This window comes from Enterobacter sp. V89_11, from assembly GCF_029967775.1.
Classification (GTDB): Bacteria; Pseudomonadota; Gammaproteobacteria; order Enterobacterales; family Enterobacteriaceae; genus Enterobacter; species Enterobacter ludwigii.
The window spans coordinates 161,923-181,846 of record NZ_JASCAN010000025.1 but is presented as its reverse complement, the minus strand read 5'-3'; the positions used below and the strand labels follow the sequence as shown (position 1 = coordinate 181,846).

21 protein-coding genes are annotated in these 19,924 nt (G+C 55.3%); 16 read left to right on the top strand and 5 right to left on the bottom strand.

The window, feature by feature from the left end; translation table 11 throughout:
• The first annotated feature begins 32 nt into the window (after nucleotides 1-32).
• The 4 genes from malZ (at nucleotide 33) to QLG09_RS19240 (ending at nucleotide 5,176) form a co-directional block, all read left to right on the top strand.
• The gene (malZ, locus tag QLG09_RS19255; protein ID WP_049022718.1) at nucleotides 33-1,850 is read left to right on the top strand and encodes a maltodextrin glucosidase; all 1,818 of its coding nucleotides are present in this window, start codon (nucleotides 33-35) and stop codon (nucleotides 1,848-1,850) included.
• A 200-nt stretch (nucleotides 1,851-2,050) separates the two neighbouring features.
• Nucleotides 2,051-2,692 carry a hydrolase gene (locus QLG09_RS19250; RefSeq protein WP_014168837.1) on the top strand — a complete coding sequence of 214 codons (642 nt, stop codon included), beginning with the start codon at nucleotides 2,051-2,053 and terminating at the stop codon, nucleotides 2,690-2,692.
• A gap of 48 nt (nucleotides 2,693-2,740) precedes the next feature.
• Complete coding sequence (locus QLG09_RS19245; RefSeq protein ID WP_014168838.1) at nucleotides 2,741-3,286, top strand: antibiotic biosynthesis monooxygenase; 546 nt, start codon at nucleotides 2,741-2,743, stop codon at nucleotides 3,284-3,286.
• Nucleotides 3,287-3,307: 21 nt separating this feature from the next.
• On the top strand, nucleotides 3,308-5,176 hold the full coding sequence (locus QLG09_RS19240; RefSeq protein WP_049022719.1) for an amidohydrolase: 1,869 nt from the start codon (nucleotides 3,308-3,310) through the stop codon (nucleotides 5,174-5,176).
• A gap of 69 nt (nucleotides 5,177-5,245) precedes the next feature.
• On the opposite strand, the gene QLG09_RS19235 is transcribed toward QLG09_RS19240, so the two are convergent.
• Together QLG09_RS19235 and acpH are read right to left on the bottom strand one after the other, a co-directional pair.
• Nucleotides 5,246-5,848 (bottom strand): peroxiredoxin, encoded by a 603-nt coding sequence (locus QLG09_RS19235; RefSeq protein WP_014168840.1) that lies wholly within the window; start codon nucleotides 5,846-5,848, stop codon nucleotides 5,246-5,248.
• Between the two features lie 127 nt (nucleotides 5,849-5,975).
• A complete protein-coding gene (gene acpH, locus QLG09_RS19230) occupies nucleotides 5,976-6,557 on the bottom strand; it encodes an ACP phosphodiesterase (protein ID WP_025204983.1) in 582 nt (193 codons plus the stop codon).
• 92 nt (nucleotides 6,558-6,649) lie between these two features.
• Here acpH and queA point away from each other — a divergent pair, with 92 nt between their 5' ends.
• The 7 genes from queA (at nucleotide 6,650) to QLG09_RS19195 (ending at nucleotide 13,316) form a co-directional block, all read left to right on the top strand.
• Nucleotides 6,650-7,720, top strand: coding sequence for a tRNA preQ1(34) S-adenosylmethionine ribosyltransferase-isomerase QueA (gene queA, locus QLG09_RS19225; protein WP_032677507.1), 1,071 nt, complete (start codon nucleotides 6,650-6,652; stop codon nucleotides 7,718-7,720).
• Between the two features lie 53 nt (nucleotides 7,721-7,773).
• Nucleotides 7,774-8,901 carry a tRNA guanosine(34) transglycosylase Tgt gene (gene tgt / locus QLG09_RS19220; RefSeq protein WP_020885227.1) on the top strand — a complete coding sequence of 376 codons (1,128 nt, stop codon included), beginning with the start codon at nucleotides 7,774-7,776 and terminating at the stop codon, nucleotides 8,899-8,901.
• A gap of 22 nt (nucleotides 8,902-8,923) precedes the next feature.
• Nucleotides 8,924-9,256, top strand: coding sequence for a preprotein translocase subunit YajC (gene yajC, locus QLG09_RS19215; protein WP_000007630.1), 333 nt, complete (start codon nucleotides 8,924-8,926; stop codon nucleotides 9,254-9,256).
• Nucleotides 9,257-9,283: 27 nt separating this feature from the next.
• On the top strand, nucleotides 9,284-11,131 hold the full coding sequence (secD, locus tag QLG09_RS19210; RefSeq protein ID WP_014168844.1) for a protein translocase subunit SecD: 1,848 nt from the start codon (nucleotides 9,284-9,286) through the stop codon (nucleotides 11,129-11,131).
• A 10-nt stretch (nucleotides 11,132-11,141) separates the two neighbouring features.
• The gene (secF, locus tag QLG09_RS19205) at nucleotides 11,142-12,113 is read left to right on the top strand and encodes a protein translocase subunit SecF (protein WP_020885225.1); all 972 of its coding nucleotides are present in this window, start codon (nucleotides 11,142-11,144) and stop codon (nucleotides 12,111-12,113) included.
• A gap of 142 nt (nucleotides 12,114-12,255) precedes the next feature.
• Entirely contained in the window at nucleotides 12,256-12,621 is a 366-nt protein-coding gene (locus QLG09_RS19200; protein WP_020885224.1) for a VOC family protein, read from the top strand.
• Between the two features lie 14 nt (nucleotides 12,622-12,635).
• Nucleotides 12,636-13,316 carry a YafY family protein gene (locus QLG09_RS19195; RefSeq protein ID WP_049022720.1) on the top strand — a complete coding sequence of 227 codons (681 nt, stop codon included), beginning with the start codon at nucleotides 12,636-12,638 and terminating at the stop codon, nucleotides 13,314-13,316.
• A 48-nt stretch (nucleotides 13,317-13,364) separates the two neighbouring features.
• On the opposite strand, the gene QLG09_RS19190 is transcribed toward QLG09_RS19195, so the two are convergent.
• Together QLG09_RS19190 and QLG09_RS19185 are read right to left on the bottom strand one after the other, a co-directional pair.
• Nucleotides 13,365-14,249 carry a nucleoside-specific channel-forming protein Tsx gene (locus QLG09_RS19190; RefSeq protein WP_025204975.1) on the bottom strand — a complete coding sequence of 295 codons (885 nt, stop codon included), beginning with the start codon at nucleotides 14,247-14,249 and terminating at the stop codon, nucleotides 13,365-13,367.
• A gap of 266 nt (nucleotides 14,250-14,515) precedes the next feature.
• Nucleotides 14,516-15,055 carry a DUF3251 domain-containing protein gene (locus tag QLG09_RS19185; protein ID WP_025204974.1) on the bottom strand — a complete coding sequence of 180 codons (540 nt, stop codon included), beginning with the start codon at nucleotides 15,053-15,055 and terminating at the stop codon, nucleotides 14,516-14,518.
• A 152-nt stretch (nucleotides 15,056-15,207) separates the two neighbouring features.
• On the opposite strand from QLG09_RS19185, the gene nrdR reads away from it, so the two are divergent.
• From nrdR to thiL, 5 genes are all read left to right on the top strand, one after another.
• Complete coding sequence (gene nrdR / locus QLG09_RS19180; protein ID WP_008503337.1) at nucleotides 15,208-15,657, top strand: transcriptional regulator NrdR; 450 nt, start codon at nucleotides 15,208-15,210, stop codon at nucleotides 15,655-15,657.
• 4 nt (nucleotides 15,658-15,661) lie between these two features.
• Nucleotides 15,662-16,765, top strand: a complete 1,104-nt coding sequence (gene ribD, locus QLG09_RS19175; protein ID WP_063435362.1) for a bifunctional diaminohydroxyphosphoribosylaminopyrimidine deaminase/5-amino-6-(5-phosphoribosylamino)uracil reductase RibD — start codon at nucleotides 15,662-15,664, stop codon at nucleotides 16,763-16,765.
• A gap of 87 nt (nucleotides 16,766-16,852) precedes the next feature.
• Complete coding sequence (gene ribE / locus QLG09_RS19170; protein WP_006176874.1) at nucleotides 16,853-17,323, top strand: 6,7-dimethyl-8-ribityllumazine synthase; 471 nt, start codon at nucleotides 16,853-16,855, stop codon at nucleotides 17,321-17,323.
• 21 nt (nucleotides 17,324-17,344) lie between these two features.
• Nucleotides 17,345-17,764, top strand: a complete 420-nt coding sequence (nusB, locus tag QLG09_RS19165) for a transcription antitermination factor NusB (protein WP_006809908.1) — start codon at nucleotides 17,345-17,347, stop codon at nucleotides 17,762-17,764.
• Between the two features lie 78 nt (nucleotides 17,765-17,842).
• Entirely contained in the window at nucleotides 17,843-18,814 is a 972-nt protein-coding gene (gene thiL / locus QLG09_RS19160) for a thiamine-phosphate kinase (protein ID WP_020885221.1), read from the top strand.
• A gap of 81 nt (nucleotides 18,815-18,895) precedes the next feature.
• Here the strand turns inward: thiL and QLG09_RS19155 are convergent, their stop codons facing one another.
• The gene (locus tag QLG09_RS19155) at nucleotides 18,896-19,870 is read right to left on the bottom strand and encodes an aldo/keto reductase (protein ID WP_049023479.1); all 975 of its coding nucleotides are present in this window, start codon (nucleotides 19,868-19,870) and stop codon (nucleotides 18,896-18,898) included.
• Nucleotides 19,871-19,924: the final 54 nt, after the last annotated feature.

Sequence of the window (19,924 nt, the reverse complement as noted above, 5' to 3'; positions counted from 1 at the left end):
GGTGACGTCAATTTCATCAAAGGGGATTCGTGATGTTAAACGCCTGGCACCTTCCGGTTGCCCCATTTGTTAAGCAAAACAAAGACAACCTTGTGATTACGCTCTGGCTGGCGGGGGAAAATCAGCCTGAACGCGTGACGCTACGCGCCGAAATTGATAACGAAGAGACCGCGCTGAAAATGCATAAGCAGCGCAGCCAGCCGCAGCCCGGGATTTCGGCGTGGCGGGCAAACATCGATTTAACCCGTGGACAGCCGCGTCGTCGCTACAGTTTTAAACTGCTGTGGAATAACCGCCAGCTGTGGTTTACCCCGCAGGGGTTTAGCCGTTTTCCGCCGGCCCGGCTGGAGCAGTTTGCCGTCGATTACCCGGACAATGGCCCGCAATGGGTTAACGATCAGGTGTTTTACCAGATTTTCCCGGACCGCTTTGCCCGTAGCGAAAAGCACACTGCAGGCCAGGATAAGGTTTATTACCACCACGCAGCAGGTCACGACATTATCCTCAAAGCATGGGATGAACCGCTGACCGCGCAGGCGGGTGGCTCGACGTTTTACGGCGGCGATCTCGACGGGATCAGCGAAAAACTCCCGTACCTGAAAAAACTGGGCGTGACGGCGCTGTACCTTAACCCGGTGTTTAAAGCCCCGAGCGTGCATAAATACGACACCGAAGATTATCGTCATGTTGATGAGCAGTTTGGCGGCGATGCGGCGCTGCTGCGCCTGCGACAGAACACTAAAAACGAAGGGATGCGCCTGATTCTGGACGGCGTGTTCAACCACAGCGGGGATTCGCACGCGTGGTTTGACCGTCATAACCAGTCGATGAGCGGGGCATGCCATAACCCGGATTCGCCGCAGCGTGACTGGTACAGCTTTAATGAAGAGGGCTACGCGCTGGACTGGCTGGGCTACCCAAGCCTGCCGAAGCTGGATTTCCAGTCGCCTTCTCTGGTCAACGAAATCTACGGCGGTGAAGACAGCGTTGTCCGCCACTGGCTTAAGGCACCATGGAACATGGACGGCTGGCGTCTTGACGTGGTGCATATGCTGGGTGAAGCGGGCGGAGCGCGTAATAACCTTCAGCACGTTGCAGGTATCACCCGCTCAGCGAAAGCCGCGCAGCCGGAGGCCTTTGTCTTTGGCGAGCATTTTGGCGATGCACGCCAGTGGTTGCAAGCCGATGCAGAAGATTCGGCCATGAACTACCGCGGTTTTACCTTCCCGCTATGGGGATTTCTGGCGAACACCGATATCTCTTACGATCCGCAGCATATCGACGCCGAAACCTGTATGGCATGGATGGATAACTACCGCGCCAGCCTGTCGCATCAGCAGCAGTTGCGGATGTTTAACCAGCTGGACAGCCACGATACCGCACGTTTTAAATCCCTGCTTGGCAAGGATGTGGCACGTCTGCCGCTGGCCGTTACCTGGCTCTTCACCTGGCCTGGCGTGCCGTGCATTTACTACGGTGATGAGGTGGGGCTGGAGGGGAACAACGATCCCTTCTGCCGCAAAACCTTCCCCTGGGATCCGGCGAAGCAGGACAAGGCGCTGCTCAGCCTGTACCAGCGTCTGGCTAAGCTTCGTAAACAGAACCAGGCGCTGCGTTACGGTGGCTGTCAGGTGGTGTATGCCCACGATAACGTGGTGGTGTTTGCCCGCGTCTACAACCAGCAACGCGTGCTGGTCGCCATCAACCGCGGAGAAGCCTGTGAAGTGGTGCTGGATGACTCTCCGTTGCTGCACGTGAAGGCGTGGCAACGCAAAGAGGGTAAAGGCACGATTCAGGAAGGCATTCTCTCCCTACCGGCCATTTCCGCCTCCGTCTGGTTCGGAAATTAATCGTCATCAGCAACCGGTTTATTTCCCGGTTGCTGAAAATTCCCCTAAGTTGTTCGGTTAATTTCAACAGAGGGGACAAATATCTTTACTATCCGCTCAATCAATTCTCGCTATACTCAAATTGCTTTATCAGTCAGGGCCCTTTCTCATATAGCACACCAAAACGTTGGCTTTTAACACATTGATTAAAAGGTACTTTTATGTCTATTCGTGAACTGATTGACCCGTCCAATTCCGTACTGATTTTTATCGATCACCAACCGCAAATGTCTTTTGGCGTGGCAAATATTGACCGTCAGTTATTAAAGAATAATACGGTGGCTCTGGCAAAAGCAGGCAAAATTTTTGATGTTCCGGTTATCTACACCTCTGTCGAAACAAAAAGCTTTAGCGGATACATCTGGCCAGAATTGCTGGCGGTTCACCCGGCGGTTAAACCGATTGAACGTACCTCTATGAACTCCTGGGAAGACGATGCGTTTGTTGCGGCAGTGAAAGCAACGGGCCGCAAGAAACTTATCATCTCAGCCCTGTGGACCGAAGTTTGCCTGACCTTCCCGGCGCTGATGGCTCTGGATGAAGGGTTTGAAGTTTATGTAGTGACCGATACTTCCGGCGGTACCTCCGTAGATGCCCATGAACGTGCGATTGACCGTATGGTTCAAGCGGGCGCGGTTCCTGTGACCTGGCAGCAGGTGCTGCTTGAGTATCAGCGCGACTGGTCTCGCAAAGGCACTTACGACGCGGTCATGGACCTGGTCCGTGAGCACAGCGGCGCTTATGGCATGGGCGTTGACTATGCCTACACCCTCGTTCACGGTGCGCCAGAACGCAAAGCGTAAACCTTCCAGGGCGGGGTTCTCCCGCCCATTAATGACCAGGAAACTATTATGGCGCACACATCGCATGTCACGCTGGTGATCACCCACACCTTGCTGCCGGGTCAGGCTGAGCGATACGAACAGTGGCTGGGTAAGATCATGCCCATCGCGGCGGAATTTCCGGGGCATCTTGGCGCGAACGTCATCCGCCCGACCGACGGACAACATCTGTGGACGGTGATAATCCGTTTCGACACCCTCGAACACCTCTCTGCGTGGACCCAGTCCGATACCCGTAATGCGCTGGTAAAAGAGATTGAACCGCTGCTGGCGGAAGGCGATAAAACCGAAGTGCGTACCGAGGCGGCGTTCTGGTTTACCCCACCGGAGCCTCATGTGCGTAAGCCTAAACAGTGGAAACAGTTTCTCATTACCCTGCTGGTTATCTTCCCCAGTACCAACCTGGTGCCGCTGGTCACCGGTGCGTTGCTTCCTGGCCTGAAAGGTACGTTGTTGCTGCATCTGATTAACGATGCCTGTGTGGTCGCGCTGGTGGTCTGGCTGTGGATGCCCATCGTGACCCGTCTGTTTGCCGGATGGCTCAAAAAAGCCTGATTCGGCTGAAAGGAGTACGTTATGTCTCAAACTGCCACACTGATCTTAACCAAAGGTAAGATCCATACTCTCGATCGCGAAAACCCGCTCACGGAAGCGGTGGCTATTGCTAACGGCAAGATTCTGGCGACGGGCAACCACGATCGCATTATGAGCTATGCGACGCAGGGAACGCAGATTGTCGATCTGAAGGGAAGTACGGTGATCCCCGGGCTTAACGATTCGCACCTGCACCTGATCCGCGGCGGGCTGAACTACAACCTCGAGCTGCGCTGGGAAGGCGTACCGTCGCTGGCGGATGCGCTAAGGATGTTGAAAGATCAGGCCGATCGTACACCTTCACCTCAGTGGGTTCGGGTGGTGGGCGGCTGGAGTGAGTTTCAGTTCGCCGAACGCCGGATGCCGACCATCGAAGAGCTTAACGAGGCGGCACCGGATACGCCGGTGTTTGTCCTGCACCTCTACGATCGCGCCCTGCTTAACCGCGCCGCGTTGAAAGCTGTCGGCTACACCAAAGAGACGCCAAACCCGCCGGGTGGGGAGATTGTGCGTGATAACCACGGCAACCCGACCGGGCTGCTGATCGCTAAACCTAACGCGATGATCCTCTACGCCACGCTGGCAAAAGGACCGAAACTCCCCATTGAGCTGCAGGTTAACTCCACGCGCCAGTTTATGCGTGAGCTTAACCGTCTGGGGCTGACCAGCGCCATTGATGCCGGCGGCGGCTTCCAGAACTACCCGGAAGATTACGAGGTGATTGCCGAACTGCACGCCAAAGAGCAGATGACGGTGCGTATTGCCTACAACCTCTTCACCCAGCGCCCTAAACAGGAGCTGGAGGATTTTGAGCGCTGGACCGATATGCTCAAACCGGGGCAGGGCACAGACTTTTATCGTGCGAACGGGGCAGGAGAGATGCTGGTCTTCTCGGCGGCGGATTTTGAAGATTTCCTCCAGCCGCGCCCGGATCTGCCGCAAGGGATGGAAGACGAGCTGGAACGCGTGGTGCGCCACCTGGTGGAAAACCGCTGGCCGTTCCGGCTGCATGCCACCTATGACGAATCCATCAGCCGGATGCTGGATGTCTTTGAGAAGGTGAACCGTGAGATTCCGTTTAACGGTCTGCACTGGTTCTTTGACCATGCGGAGACCATTACCGAGCGTAATATCGAGCGCGTCAAAGCGTTGGGGGGCGGTATTGCGGTGCAGCACCGTATGGCGTTCCAGGGCGAATATTTCGTCGACCGCTACGGCAAAGAGGCGGTAAAACACACGCCGCCGGTGGCGAAAATGCTGGAGCTGGACGTGCCGGTTGGGTTAGGTACCGACGCAACCCGTGTGGCGAGCTATAACCCGTGGACGGCGCTCTACTGGCTGGTCTCCGGGCGAACCGTCGGCGGCCTGGCGATGTATGACGACAATAACCGCCTGCCGCGTGAGGTAGCGCTGGAGCTGTGGACCGCAGGCAGCGCGTGGTTTTCCAGCGAGCAGGGTAAAAAAGGCCGTCTGGTTGAAGGGCAGCTTGCGGACCTGGTGGTGCTGTCGAAAGATTACTTCAGCGTGACGGAAGAGGAGATCAAGGGCATTGAATCGGTGCTGACCGTTGTGGATGGCAAGGTCGTGTATGCCGCCGGTCATTTCAGTCCGCTGTCACCGCCGCCGATCCCGGTTGTGCCGTCGTGGTCACCGGTCGTGAAAGTCCCGGGGCATTACCGCTCTGCGCCGCCTGCAGCCAGTAAAGTGGGGGCGGTGGTACAGATGCACCAGTGCATTGGTAGCTGCGGAGTGCATGGCCATGCGCACGGCATTGCGCGGCAATCGGATATCCCGGTATCTGATGACCAGGCATTCTGGGGCGTGCTGGGGTGCTCGTGCTTCGCGTTTTAACGTGTGAAAGTGAGATCGTACAAAACAAAAAGGCCCGCTAATGCGGGCCTTTTCCGTAAACCGTGCCGATTACAGGCTGGATACGTTCTCAGACAGGTATTTAGCAACGCCGTCCGGAGACGCGTTCATACCTTCTTTACCTTTTTCCCACTGAGCCGGGCACACTTCACCGTGCTCTTCGTGGAACTGCAGCGCGTCAACCATGCGCAGCATTTCGTCGATGTTACGACCCAGTGGCAGATCGTTAACAACCTGGTGACGAACGATGCCGTTTGCGTCGATCAGGAAAGAACCGCGCAGTGCAACACCAGCGTCCGGATGTTCGATACCGTAAGCCTGCTGGATTTCGCGTTTGATGTCCGCAACCATTGCGTATTTCACCGCACCGATGCCGCCTTTGTCGACAGGGGTGTTACGCCATGCGTTGTGTACAAATTCAGAGTCGAAGGAGACGCCTACAACTTCTACGCCACGCTTCTGGAATTCTTCGTAACGTTTGTCGAATGCGATCAGCTCAGACGGGCAAACGAAAGTGAAGTCCATTGGCCAGAAGAACAGAACGGTCGCTTTACCGTTGGTGTGCTGTTTGAAGTTGAAGTTTTCAACGATTTCACCGTTGCCCAGAACTGCTGCAGCTGTAAAATCCGGAGCCGGACGAGTTACCAGAACCATGTGATTCTCCTGTAGATACTAAGGTTATTTGGAACGCAACGCCGCCCAGTATAGAGAGTGTTCATTGATAAGACAAAGAGGCGCTAACAATCGTTCAGCAAGCTTTCACCTATCAATGGCATTTCTGTTATAGCTGTTTGTTTTTCGCCTGGGTCATCATACGCGGGTAGAACTGCCAGAACCGTGTCTCCAGCGCCTCGTAGTGGGCGTCCAGGTCATGCCAGGAGTCGCGCAGCGCGTCGAGTCGCGGTCGGCGACTCGCCATCCCGTTTAACACATTCTGTATAAAGTCCATCTCGCGATAGCGCTCAAGCCAGCGTTCTGACCAGAGATAGTTATTCAGATTCACAAAGCGCGGCGGCGAGTCCGGCAAAATAATGGACACCTGCTGGTGGGCATAACGCACGAACGCGTTAAGGGGCATCTCGGGAGAGAGTGTTTCCCAGTGCCGCGAGAGGAAATGGTCCCACATCACATCGAGCGTGATTGGCGCGACGCGCCGCGTTTCAGGGCGGAACCACGCTTTGGCTTCCTGGACTTCCGGCAGGTTATCGGTCAGTACGTCGATACGGCGATGCATAAAAATCCCGTCGACAACCTCTGCGGAGTACGCGTCGGCGGGATTACCGCGCACGAAATCGGCCAGCAGATTGCCGGAAAGAGAGCTGTCAGCGAGATGAGCAAGATGCAGGTGAGCGAGAAAATTCATGCGTTTTATTTGTCCAGGGGCGGCTAGTTGTTGCAGCAAAAGGGTGTGAGCACTAGACTATGCCGCCTGTTTTTAAGTCACGAGTATACGTCATGCGCGTCGCCGATTTCTCCTTTGAACTACCTGAATCCCTGATTGCTCACTACCCAATGCCTGAGCGCAGTAGCTGTCGTTTGCTGTCACTGGATGGGCCGACGGGCGAGCTGACGCACGGTACTTTCACCGATTTGCTCGACAAGCTCAACCCTGGCGATCTGCTGGTCTTTAACAATACCCGCGTGATCCCGGCGCGTCTGTTTGGCCGTAAAGCCAGCGGCGGCAAGATTGAAGTGCTGGTCGAACGTATGCTTGATGATAAACGTATTCTGGCACATATTCGCGCCTCTAAAGCGCCGAAGCCGGGTGCAGAGCTGCTGCTTGGCGATGATGAGAGCATCCGTGCAACCATGACCGCGCGTCACGATGCGTTGTTTGAGGTGGCGTTCAATGACGAGCGCACGGTGCTCGACATCCTGAATGCGATCGGCCATATGCCGCTGCCCCCTTACATCGAGCGCCCGGATGAAGAGGCTGACCGCGAGCTGTACCAGACCGTTTACAGCCAGAAGCCTGGCGCGGTCGCCGCGCCGACGGCGGGCCTGCATTTTGATGAACCGCTGCTGGAAAAATTGCGCGCGAAAGGTATCGAGATGGCCTTCGTGACCCTGCATGTCGGGGCGGGTACGTTCCAGCCGGTGCGCGTGGACAGCATCGAAGACCACATCATGCACTCCGAATATGCCGAAGTGCCGCAAGAGGTGGTGGATGCCGTTCTGGCCGCCAAAGCACGCGGTAACCGCGTTGTGGCAGTGGGCACCACGTCGGTACGCTCCCTTGAGAGCGCCGCGCAGGCCGCCAAAAATGACCTGATTGAGCCTTTCTTTGGCGATACGCAGATCTTTATCTACCCGGGCTATCAGTACAACGTGATTGATGCCCTGGTAACCAACTTCCATCTGCCTGAATCAACGCTGATTATGCTGGTGTCCGCTTTTGCGGGTTATCAGCACACTATGGCGGCGTACAAGTCTGCGGTAGAACAAAAATATCGCTTTTTTAGCTACGGGGACGCGATGTTTATCACGTACAATCCGCAGGCTTTGAATGAGCGTGTCGGGGAATAAGTCCGCGGCACCGTTTTACAACGTTGGACTGTTTTTCTGACGTCGGAGAAAAAATGAAATTTGAACTCGATACCACCGATGGTCGCGCACGTCGCGGCCGCCTGGTGTTTGATCGCGGCGTGGTGGAAACCCCCGCGTTTATGCCTGTGGGCACCTACGGCACCGTAAAAGGGATGACGCCGGAAGAAGTGGAAGCCACTGGCGCACAGATTATCCTCGGCAATACCTTCCACCTGTGGCTGCGTCCTGGTCAGGAGATCATGAAGCTGCACGGCGATTTGCATGACTTCATGCAGTGGAAAGGCCCGATCCTGACCGACTCCGGTGGTTTCCAGGTCTTCAGCCTGGGCGACATCCGTAAGATCACCGAGCAGGGCGTACACTTCCGTAACCCGATCAACGGCGATCCGATTTTCCTCGATCCTGAAAAGTCTATGGAGATTCAGTACGATCTCGGCTCTGATATCGTGATGATCTTCGACGAATGTACGCCATACCCGGCCGACTGGGATTACGCGAAACGCTCCATGGAGATGTCGTTGCGCTGGGCGAAGCGTAGCCGTGACCGCTTTGACTCCCTGCAGAACAAAAATGCGCTGTTCGGTATTATCCAGGGCAGCGTTTACGAAGATTTACGCGATATCTCTGTTAAAGGTCTGGTAGAGATAGGTTTTGATGGCTACGCTGTCGGCGGTTTGGCTGTGGGTGAACCGAAGGAAGACATGCATCGCATTCTGGAGCATGTCTGCCCACAAATCCCGGCAGATAAACCCCGTTACCTGATGGGTGTGGGTAAACCTGAGGACCTGGTTGAAGGTGTGCGCCGCGGCATTGATATGTTCGACTGCGTTATGCCAACCCGCAACGCGCGTAACGGTCATCTGTTTGTGACCGATGGCGTGGTGAAAATCCGTAACGCGAAGCATAAGAGTGACACCAGCCCGCTCGATTCCGAGTGCGATTGCTACACCTGTCGCAATTATTCTCGCGCGTACCTGCATCATCTTGATCGTTGCAATGAGATTTTGGGCGCGCGTCTCAATACCATTCATAATCTTCGTTATTATCAGCGCTTAATGGCTGGTTTACGCAAGGCTATTGAAGAGGGTAAATTAGAGAGCTTCGTGACCGATTTTTACCAACGTCAGGGTCGAACCGTTCCACCTTTGAACGTTGATTAATTTTAATAATGAGGGAATTTGAATGAGCTTTTTTATTTCTGATGCGGTAGCGGCAACAGGTGCTCCGGCGCAGGGCAGCCCGATGTCTCTGATTCTGATGCTGGTTGTGTTCGGTCTGATCTTCTACTTCATGATCCTGCGCCCACAGCAGAAGCGTACCAAAGAGCACAAAAAGCTGATGGACTCCATTGCCAAAGGTGATGAAGTGCTGACCAACGGTGGTCTGGTCGGTCGCGTAACCAAAGTGGCTGAAAGTGGCTACATTGCTATTGCCCTGAACGACACCACTGAAGTGGTTATCAAACGTGACTTCGTAGCTGCCGTTCTGCCGAAAGGCACCATGAAGGCGCTGTAATCCCAACTTTTCCCAAAGGGAACTGCCGTGTTAAACCGTTATCCTTTGTGGAAGTACATCATGCTGGTCGCCGTGATTCTCGTCGGCCTGCTGTACGCGCTTCCCAACCTGTATGGTGAGGATCCGGCTGTTCAAATCACTGGCGCGCGCGGTGTCGCCGCCAGTGAGCAAACGCTGATCCAGGTCCAGAAATCGTTACAAGAAGAAAAAATTACCGCTAAGTCTGTGGCTCTGGAAGAGGGCGCAATTCTTGCTCGCTTCGACACCACCGACACGCAGCTCCGCGCTCGCGAAGTGCTGATGGGCGTGCTGGGTGATAAATACGTCGTGGCGCTTAACCTTGCTCCTGCAACCCCGCGTTGGCTGGCTGCGTTGAATGCAGAGCCAATGAAACTCGGTCTTGACCTGCGTGGCGGTGTTCACTTCCTGATGGAAGTGGATATGGATACCGCGCTCGGCAAACTGCAGGAACAAAACATCGACAGCCTGCGCAGCGATCTGCGCGAAAAAGGCATCGCTTACACTACCGTTCGTAAAGAAGATAACTACGGCATGAGCATCACGTTCCGCGACAGCGCGGCGCGCGATCAGGCTGTAGATTACCTGACTCAACGTCACCGTGACCTCGTGATCACCTCTCAGGGCAGCAACCAGCTGCGCGCGGTGATGACCGATGCTCGCCTGAAAGAAGCCCGTGAATACGCCGTTCAGCAGAACATCAATATTCTGCGTAACCGTGTAAACCAGCTGGGTGTTGCTGAGCCACTGGTACAGCGTCAGGGTGCTGACCGTATCGTGGTGGAACTCCCGGGGATTCAGGACACGGCACGTGCGAAAGAGATTCTGGGGGCAACTGCCACGCTGGAATTCCGTCTGGTTAACTCCAACGTCGATCAGTCCGCTGCTGCCGCAGGCCGTATTCCGGGCGATTCGGAAGTGAAACAGACCCGCGAAGGTCAGCCAGTTGTGCTGTACAAACGCGTGATCCTGACCGGTGACCACATCACCGACTCCACATCCAGCCAGGACGAATACAACCAGCCGCAGGTTAACATCTCGCTGGATAGCGCGGGTGGTAACATCATGTCTAACTTCACCAAGGACAACATCGGTAAACCGATGGCGACCCTGTTTGTGGAGTACAAAGACAGCGGTAAGAAAGATGCAAACGGCCGCGCGGTGCTGGTGAAAGAGGAAGAGGTGATTAACATCGCCAACATCCAGTCTCGTCTGGGTAACAGCTTCCGTATCACCGGTATCAACAACCCGAACGAAGCGCGTCAGCTTTCGCTGCTGCTGCGTGCCGGTGCGCTGATTGCACCGATTCAGATTGTTGAAGAACGTACCATTGGTCCAACGCTGGGGATGCAAAACATCAAGCAGGGTCTGGAAGCGTGTCTGGCCGGTCTGGTGGTCTCCATCCTCTTCATGATCTTCTTCTATAAGAAGTTTGGTCTGATTGCGACAAGCGCACTGGTTGCGAACCTGGTGCTGATTATCGGCATCATGTCTCTGCTGCCGGGGGCGACGCTGACCATGCCGGGGATTGCCGGTATCGTCTTAACCCTTGCGGTGGCGGTCGACGCCAACGTACTGATAAACGAACGTATCAAAGAAGAGTTAAGCAACGGTCGCTCTGTTCAGCAGGCGATTGACGAAGGCTACAAAGGGGCATTCAGCTCCATCTTCGATGCGAACGTAACAACACTGATTAAGGTTCTTATCCTGTATGCAGTGGGGACTGGCGCTATCAAAGGCTTTGCGATCACCACCGGTATCGGTGTTGCAACGTCAATGTTTACCGCTATTGTCGGCACCCGTGCCATCGTGAACCTGCTGTATGGCGGCAAGCGCGTCAAAAAGCTGTCTATCTGAGGAGTGCGTTGTGGCACAGGAATATACTGTTGAACAATTGAACCACGGCCGTAAAGTCTGGGACTTTATGCGCTGGGACTACTGGGCTTTCGGCATTTCAGGTTTACTGCTGATCCTCTCCCTTATCGTGATGGGCGTGAAAGGCTTTAACTGGGGTCTTGATTTCACCGGTGGTACGGTAATTGAGATCTCCCTGGAAAAACCGGTCGATATGGACCAGATGCGCCAGTCTCTGCAGAAAGCGGGCTTTGAAGAGCCGTTGCTGCAGAACTTCGGCAGCAGCCGTGACATCATGGTGCGTATGCCGCCGGTGCACGATGCGAATGGCAGCCAGGAACTGGGCAGCAAGGTTGTTAACGTGGTTAACGAAACAACCAACCAGCATGCGACGGTTAAGCGTATCGAGTTCGTCGGGCCAAGCGTAGGTGCTGACCTGGCGCAAACCGGTGCGATGGCGCTGCTGGTGGCTCTGATCTCCATTCTGGTGTACGTCGGTTTCCGCTTTGAGTGGCGACTGGCGGCGGGTGTGGTTATCGCCCTGGCGCACGACGTGGTGATCACCATGGGCATACTGTCTCTGTTCCACATTGAGATTGACCTGACAATCGTGGCATCCCTGATGTCCGTTATCGGTTACTCACTGAACGACAGTATCGTGGTATCTGACCGTATTCGTGAAAACTTCCGTAAGATCCGTCGCGGTACGCCGTACGAAATCTTTAACGTGTCGTTGACCCAGACGCTGCACCGTACGTTGATCACATCCGGAACCACCTTGATGGTGATCCTGATGCTGTTCCTCTTCGGTGGTCCGGTACTGGAAGGCTTCTCGCTGACCATGCTGATCGGTGTCTCTATCGGTACGGCTTCGTCTATCTACGTCGCCTCCGCACTGGCACTGAAACTTGGCATGAAGCGCGAGCACCTGCTCCAGCAGAAAGTCGAGAAAGAAGGGGCGGACCAGCCGTCTATTCTGCCGTAAGACGACGTGTCGTTCGTTCCTGAAATCCCGGTCTGTTGACCGGGATTTTTTTTATCTGCTCCTGCCAAACACTCCTGACAGTATGCTGTCAGGAGCCCTGTCGTAGACTCTTTTCGAACCCAAACAACAGGCAGGAGGATGTATGAAAAGTGTGATTAACTGGTTTGAAATTCCGGTCGCCGATATGGATCGCGCTATCAAATTTTATGAGCCCGTGATGCAGGTACAGCTGAGACGAGAGAAAATGGATGTGGCTGAGCTAGCCGTTTTCCCGCATGACGATCCGGCCACCGGCGGCGCGCTGGCAAAATTTGAGGGCATTACACCGTCCGTACAGGGCGCTATTATTTACCTGCATACTGACAACCTGGCGGCAACGCTCGATCGCATCGCGTCTGCGGGTGGCGAGTGCGTGTTTGGTCCGCTGGAATTGCCGCGTGGCATTGGCACCATAGCCTTGTTTACCGACAGCGAAGGTAATCGCGTCGGCCTCCATCAACCTGCCTGAGAGCTGAATACGATATGACCCGACGCGCTGACCGTTTGTTTCAGATTGTGCAGATCCTGAGAGGCAGGCGTCTGACAACGGCAGCGCATCTGGCGGACAGGTTGAGCGTATCGGAACGGACCGTATACCGTGATATCCGCGACCTGTCGCTTTCCGGCGTGCCGGTGGAAGGGGAGGCGGGAAGCGGCTATCGACTGATGTCGGGTTTTGACTTACCTCCGCTGATGCTGACGAACAAAGAATCTGAAGCGCTGATGGTCGCCATCCGTCTGCTGAAAACCTGGGGGGGCGACTCGCTCTCGCGTGAGCTTGAGTCGGCGCAGGAGAAGGTACTGGCGATCCTGCCCGAGGAGAGCCGACGTAAGGCGGAGCAGACGCGGATATATGCGCCGGATATTGCGCTTCAGCCGCATTCGCGCAGCTACTTTGATGTTATTCATCAGGCTATTTCTGCCCAGTGCGTACTGGCGCTGCATTATCGTGATGAAGCCGGGCATCTGACATGGCGCGACATTCAGCCGCTGGGGCTGTTCTTCTGGGGAGAACATTGGCTGCTGGCCGCGTGGTGTGAACGGCGTGATGACTACCGCTGCTTCCGGCTCGACAGGTGTCTGAATATTACGCTCACGCAGAGGCGTTTTAGCGAAAGCGCGGAGCGATCGCTGGCGGATTTTCTGCGTAAGGTGAAGCAATAAAAAAGCCAGCATATCAGCTGGCTTTGTCCGTTTTTGCCTTCTTTCACATCAGAAGTTGTAACCGACAACCAGGTAACCACCCCAGCCGGTAGAACGTACGCTGAAGTCGCCATTGCCGAAGTTCAGGCTTGCGTCATCGTTCCACTGACCGCCGTTGTGCCAGTAACGCGCAACAACGGAGTAGTGCCAGTGATCGTAGTTCAGCGCCAGGATGTGGCTGGAGGCGATGGAGTCGTTGGTACGCGCTTTCTTACCGTTCAGGTCACGGAAGTCGTTGTCGCCCAGGTCTGAACCCCAGTCAAAGTTGGTGAAACCGATATAGCTCAGGTTACCGCCCCATAGCTGGGTAATTGGCACAAAGTATTTCACTTTGAAACGGTAGCCATCCCACTCGTTTTCGTTCGCGGCACCGTAGTTCTGCCACTGGTATTTCGCATAGACGTTCAGGGACAGGCTCATTGGCAGACCGGTGTCGATGTCGGTACCCAGACCCATATACCAGGTGCTCTGACGACCGGACGCGTTACGGCCCATGTCGTAGATGTAGTTGTTCGCGAAGTACCACTCTTTGAATGGACCAAACGCCAGGCTGGTGCCCGTCAGCTTATCAATGGAGAAGCGGGGTTCGATCTCCATGAACAGGGGGGAACCGTGGTTCCAGATCCCTTTCGCATCGGTGTTACCGCCGAAGAAGACCGGTGCATCCATATAGCCGTAGAAATCGAACCAGTCTTTCTTGGCGAAGGCTTCGTACTCCAGGTAGGTATCGTTGCGGATCTGTGGTCCGAAACGGGTGTGATAGCTGCCGACCACGTTAACGCTCTGGTGCCACCAGTCGGAGAGGTATTGTGGTTTATCGTTTTCCGCTGCGTTAACAGTGAAAGTGGAGGAGAGTGCCAGCACGGCGCCAGCCGCGAGTAATGTTTTTTTCATAATCATGCCACTGATTGAAATTCCCTTCCGGGAGTGAAAAATGCGCGAATTGCGTTTCTAAATATTTCGTGTTTCTGCGGAGCCTATTATAGGAATCCTTGCTCACAAAAATATGTGTTGTTTCACATATCTCTCACACGCGTAATCGATTGCGTTCACGTTTGCGTACTTTAAACGGCGGGGATTGTAGCGGCAATGATTTCTGTTGCCAATCTTTGCGGATTGTAAATGTTAGCGGAGTGACATTGCACTCCGCTGAAAGGGGATTACTGCGCGGCGGGCTGGATATCGTGAATGCGGATGAAACCTAACTGATCCGGCGTAAGTCCGTTCAGCTGGATCGGAATGTCAACATCGCTCGGGGCCAGCACGCTGGCGGGTGCGGTGAACAGCTGGCTCTTCACGTTCACTTCCTGATAGTTCTCGGTGGTGCCCTGAATCTGCCCCCACTCGACGGTGCCGCTAAAGGCTGGCAGAGGATCGTTGGATTCCCCCTGAATGCGTAATGTTGCGCGAGTACCATCCGCATTGGCCGCCACGTTAACCAGCGACATTTTCAGCGTGCCAATCTGGCTGTTAAGGCGCGCCGGGGTGTTAGACCCGGGCAGCAGATAAACCCCGCTGCTGGATTTGGCATTCAGCGCGTTTTGCTGGGTGATCTTCACGGTTTCTTTGTTCAGTTTGTCCATCGCGGTATTGAGCGTATTCACGCTTTGTTTCATTTGACGGACTTCGGTTTGCTGTGCACAGGCGCTAAGGGTAAACAGACTCCCCACCAGCAATATTTTCAGGTAACGTCTTGTCATTGCGTTTATTTCCTTGAAATAACGGATCTCCGTAATGGTAGCCAGCATCGCATCAACAGGCATAGATCCTTTGTCTCAAAAAGCTCTTCCTTTGTTGTCAGGCCAGATCAGGGTAAAATGAAGATCAGTTAACCACATAACAGGGATACCGTATGCATTGCCCATTCTGCTCCGCTGTGGATACCAAAGTTATCGACTCTCGCCTTGTGGGCGAAGGGTCTTCCGTACGCCGCCGCCGGCAATGTCTGGTGTGCAACGAGCGTTTCACGACCTTTGAGGTTGCAGAGCTGGTAATGCCGCGCGTGGTAAAAAGTAACGACGTGCGTGAGCCGTTTAACGAAGAGAAACTGCGCAGCGGGATGCTCAAAGCGCTGGAAAAACGCCCTGTCAGTGCAGATGACGTCGAAATGGCGTTAAACCACATAAAATCGTACCTTCGTGGTTTGGGTGAGCGCGAGGTGCCAAGCAAGATGATTGGCAACCTGGTGATGGAGCAACTGAAAAAGCTCGATAAGGTCGCCTATATCCGCTTCGCCTCTGTGTACCGCAGTTTCGAAGATATCAAAGAGTTTGGCGAAGAGATCGCCCGCTTACAGGATTAAGCTCATGCAGGATGAGATTTACATGGCGCGAGCCATGAAGCTGGCGCAGCGCGGTCGTTTTACCACCCATCCCAACCCTAACGTCGGGTGCGTCATTGTCAACGATGGCGAGATCGTGGGCGAAGGGTTTCACTACCGCGCCGGTGAGCCCCATGCCGAAGTTCATGCCCTGCGCATGGCCGGCGAAAAGGCGCGCGGTGCAACGGCCTACGTGACGCTGGAACCCTGCAGCCACCACGGCCGTACCCCGCCGTGCTGCGAAGCACTCATTGCGGCGGGTGTCGCGCGCGTTGTCGCGGCGATGCAGGATCCCAATCCGCAGGTTGCCGGACGCGGCCTGTATCGACTGCAGCAGGAAGGGATTGACGTCAGTCACGGCCTGATGATGCAGGATGCTGAGGCGATCAACAAAGGCTTCCTGAAGCGCATGCGCACCGGGTTCCCGTACATTCAGCTTAAGCTTGGGGCCTCACTGGATGGTCGCACGGCGATGGCGAACGGCGAGAGCCAGTGGATCACCTCTGCGCAGGCAAGGCGCGATGTGCAACGTCTGCGCGCGCAAAGCCATGCTATCCTCACCAGCAGTGAAACGGTTCTGGCTGATAATCCTGCCATGACCGTGCGCTGGGATGAACTGAATGCCGATACCCAGGCGTGCTACCCGCAGGAAAACCTGCGTCAGCCGCTGCGTATTGTCATCGATAGCCAGAATCGCATCACGCCTGCGCACCGCATCGTGCAACAGCCGGGCGAAACCTGGATTGCACGCACGCAGGACGATGCGCGTGAATGGCCGCAAGGCGTACGCAGCATCATGGTGCCAGAGCATAACGGGCACCTCGACTTAGTGGTGCTGATGATGCTGCTTGGTAAGCAACAGGTGAACAGTATCTGGGTAGAAGCGGGGCCGACGCTGGCCGGCGCGCTGCTGCAGGCCGGGCTGGTGGATGAGCTGATTGTCTACGTAGCACCTAAACTGTTGGGTACCGATGCGCGTGGTCTGTTTGTGCTGCCGGGTCTTGAAAAACTTGGCGATGCACCACAACTCAAATTTAGCGAGATTCGTCCGGTGGGCCCGGATGTCTGCCTCCATTTAACGCCAGCGTAATTGCTCCTGAAATAGGGAAGCAGTGCGAAAAGTATTATGATAAAATCCGCCCCCCTGCGGGGCCAAATGAACCCGTAAAGGAAGAGTATGAACATTATTGAAGCTGCTGTAGCTACCCCGGACGCTCGCGTCGCCATCACCATTGCGCGTTTCAACAACTTCATCAACGACAGCCTGCTGGAAGGTGCCATTGACGCCCTGAAACGTATCGGCCAGGTTAAAGATGACAACATTACCGTTGTTTGGGTTCCAGGTGCTTATGAACTGCCACTGGCAGCGGGCGCGCTGGCGAAAACCGGTAAATACGACGCGGTGATTGCGCTGGGTACCGTTATTCGTGGCGGCACTGCACACTTCGAATACGTTGCAGGCGGTGCAAGCAATGGTCTGGCACACGTTGCGCAGGATGCAGAAATTCCTGTCGCGTTTGGCGTGCTGACTACCGAAAGTATTGAACAAGCCATTGAGCGCGCTGGTACCAAAGCCGGTAACAAAGGTGCAGAAGCTGCACTGACCGCGCTTGAAATGATCAATGTGTTGAAAGCCATTAAGGCCTGATTTTTTTGTAAGGGGAATTCCGTGAAACCTGCTGCTCGTCGCCGCGCCCGTGAATGTGCCGTCCAGGCACTTTACTCCTGGCAGTTGTCCCAGAACGACATCGCTGATGTTGAATACCAGTTCCTGTCAGAACAGGACGTGAAAGACGTTGACGTTCTGTACTTCCGTGAACTGCTGTCGGGAGTGGCGACTAATAGCGCGTATCTCGATGGTCTGATGAAGCCATACCTGTCCCGTCTGCTCGAAGAGCTGGGTCAGGTTGAGAAAGCTGTGTTGCGTATCGCGCTGTTTGAGTTGTCTAAACGTGATGATGTGCCGTACAAAGTGGCCATCAACGAAGCGATCGAACTGGCGAAAACCTTCGGCGCTGAAGACAGCCATAAATTTGTAAACGGCGTGCTGGATAAAGCCGCACCTGCGATCCGTCCCCACAAAAAGTGATCCGCAAACCGGAGTTTTGCATTGCCTGCCGGGCAGTGCGGCTCCGGTTTTTTTATTTAATTTGCTGAGGCATAACGTATGGCATGCGGCGAATTCTCCCTGATTGCCCGTTATTTCGACCGTGTCAGAACCTCTCGTCTTGATGTTGAAACCGGCATTGGCGATGACTGCGCACTTCTCAATATTCCCGAAAAACAGACGCTGGCAATCAGCACCGACACCTTAGTGTGCGGACGTCATTTTTTACCTGATATCGATCCCGCCGATCTGGCGTATAAAGCGCTGGCGGTCAACGTAAGCGATTTAGCGGCCATGGGCGCCGATCCCGCGTGGCTGACGCTGGCGTTGACGTTGCCCGAGGTGGATGAAGACTGGCTTGAAGCCTTTAGCGATGCGCTGTTTGATCAGCTCAACTACTACGATATGCAGCTGATTGGCGGTGACACCACTGCCGGGCCGCTGTCGATGACGCTTGCGATCCACGGCTATGTCCCGCTGGGCCGGGCGCTGAAACGCTCGGGCGCAAAGCCGGGTGACTGGATCTACGTGACCGGCACGCCGGGCGACAGCGCCGCAGGGCTGGCGATCCTCCAGGACCGCTTACGCGTCAAGGATGCCGACGATGCGGCATATCTGGTGAAACGCCATCTGCGCCCAACGCCGCGTATTTTGCACGGCCAGGCGCTGCGCGAGCGGGCAAGCTCGGCTATCGATCTCTCTGACGGGCTTATCTCCGATCTCGGCCATATTCTGAAAGCCAGCGGTGTGGGCGCGCGCGTAGATCTGGATCTGTTCCCGCTGTCAGAGCCATTGCTTCGCCATGTGGAACCTGAGCAGGCTCTGCGCTGGGCGCTCTCCGGCGGCGAAGATTATGAGCTGTGCTTTACCGTACCGGAACTGAACCGGGGAACGCTGGACGTGGCGCTAGCTCACCTTGGGGCGAAGTTTACCTGTATCGGACAGATTATGCCGGAAAGTGAAGGGCTGAAATTTGTGCGTGATGGCGCGCCGGTTACGCTTGACTGGAAGGGTTACGACCACTTTGCGTGATTCGTCTGCCGGGTAGCGCTGCGCTTACCCGGCCGAGGGGTTTTGTTCCCTCTCCTTTTGGGAGACGGGCAGGGCGAGGGCTTACTTAAACCCGACCACCGGATGCTGCTGGTACGGCGTTTCCAGTTCGGCGACTTGCTCAGGCGTCAGCGTTAAATCAACGGCACTCAACAACTCATCCAGCTGTTCTTCCCGCGATGTACCGATAATCGGTGCCGCGACTCCGCGTTTGCTCAGCAGCCACGCCAGCGCTACCTGCGCACGCGTGGCACCGGTATCATCGGCAATCCCCGCTAAACGCTCGGCGATCAACGCATCGCTGGCTTCCGTACCTTCGTATAAGGTTTTACCGAACGCATCCGACACCGAGCGGGCGGTGGTCTCTCCCCATGGTCGGGTGAGGCGTCCGCGCGCCAGGGGACTCCATGGGATCACCGCTACGCCTTCCTGATAGCAGAGCGGCAGCATATCGCGCTCTTCTTCGCGATAGATAAGGTTGTAGTGATCCTGCATGGTGACAAACCGTGCCCAGCCGTGCTGCGCCTGAAGATCAAGCGCTGAGGCAAACTGCGAAGCGTGCATAGACGATGCGCCGATGTAACGCGCCTTCCCGGCCTTAACCACATCGTTAAGGGCTTCCAGCGTCTCTTCAATCGGCGTGTTGTAATCCCAGCGGTGGATCTGCAGCAGGTCGACATAATCCATATTCAGGCGCCGGAGGCTGTCATCAATGGATCGCAGGATTTGCGCACGGGAAAGGCCTTCAGGCAAATCACCCACCTGGTGATATACTTTGGTGGCGACGACCACATCGTCACGGCGGGCAAAATCGCGCAGGGCGCGGCCGACAATCTCTTCGCTGCTGCCGTCGGAGTAACTGTTGGCAGTATCAAAAAAGTTAATCCCGCCGTCGAGTGCGCGTTTGATGATAAGGCGGCTGCTCTCTTCCGGCAGCGTCCAGGCGTGATTTCCCCGGTCTGGCTCGCCAAAGGTCATGCATCCCAGGCAAAGTCGGGAAACCTGAAGGTCTGTTTTTCCTAATGTCGTGTATTGCATGGTTCCGCTCCTGCTTTTTTAAACAATACGTTTAAGCATAGCAGGAGCGGAAAA

Excerpts from the sequence above, each read along its gene's own strand:
- QLG09_RS19155 (WP_049023479.1), bottom strand. The coding sequence starts at position 19,870 with ATGCAATACACGACATTAGGAAAAACAGACCTTCAGGTTTCCCGACTT.
- acpH (WP_025204983.1), bottom strand. The coding sequence starts at position 6,557 with ATGAATTTTCTCGCTCACCTGCATCTTGCTCATCTCGCTGACAGCTCT.
- QLG09_RS19245 (WP_014168838.1), top strand. The coding sequence starts at position 2,741 with ATGGCGCACACATCGCATGTCACGCTGGTGATCACCCACACCTTGCTG.
- queA (WP_032677507.1), top strand. The coding sequence starts at position 6,650 with ATGCGCGTCGCCGATTTCTCCTTTGAACTACCTGAATCCCTGATTGCT.
- QLG09_RS19235 (WP_014168840.1), bottom strand. The coding sequence starts at position 5,848 with ATGGTTCTGGTAACTCGTCCGGCTCCGGATTTTACAGCTGCAGCAGTT.
- ribE (WP_006176874.1), top strand. The coding sequence starts at position 16,853 with ATGAACATTATTGAAGCTGCTGTAGCTACCCCGGACGCTCGCGTCGCC.
- QLG09_RS19200 (WP_020885224.1), top strand. The coding sequence starts at position 12,256 with ATGAAAAGTGTGATTAACTGGTTTGAAATTCCGGTCGCCGATATGGAT.
- ribD (WP_063435362.1), top strand. The coding sequence starts at position 15,662 with ATGCAGGATGAGATTTACATGGCGCGAGCCATGAAGCTGGCGCAGCGC.
- yajC (WP_000007630.1), top strand. The coding sequence starts at position 8,924 with ATGAGCTTTTTTATTTCTGATGCGGTAGCGGCAACAGGTGCTCCGGCG.
- nrdR (WP_008503337.1), top strand. The coding sequence starts at position 15,208 with ATGCATTGCCCATTCTGCTCCGCTGTGGATACCAAAGTTATCGACTCT.
- QLG09_RS19185 (WP_025204974.1), bottom strand. The coding sequence starts at position 15,055 with ATGACAAGACGTTACCTGAAAATATTGCTGGTGGGGAGTCTGTTTACC.
- QLG09_RS19190 (WP_025204975.1), bottom strand. The coding sequence starts at position 14,249 with ATGAAAAAAACATTACTCGCGGCTGGCGCCGTGCTGGCACTCTCCTCC.
- tgt (WP_020885227.1), top strand. The coding sequence starts at position 7,774 with ATGAAATTTGAACTCGATACCACCGATGGTCGCGCACGTCGCGGCCGC.
- thiL (WP_020885221.1), top strand. The coding sequence starts at position 17,843 with ATGGCATGCGGCGAATTCTCCCTGATTGCCCGTTATTTCGACCGTGTC.
- QLG09_RS19250 (WP_014168837.1), top strand. The coding sequence starts at position 2,051 with ATGTCTATTCGTGAACTGATTGACCCGTCCAATTCCGTACTGATTTTT.
- malZ (WP_049022718.1), top strand. The coding sequence starts at position 33 with ATGTTAAACGCCTGGCACCTTCCGGTTGCCCCATTTGTTAAGCAAAAC.
- QLG09_RS19195 (WP_049022720.1), top strand. The coding sequence starts at position 12,636 with ATGACCCGACGCGCTGACCGTTTGTTTCAGATTGTGCAGATCCTGAGA.
- QLG09_RS19240 (WP_049022719.1), top strand. The coding sequence starts at position 3,308 with ATGTCTCAAACTGCCACACTGATCTTAACCAAAGGTAAGATCCATACT.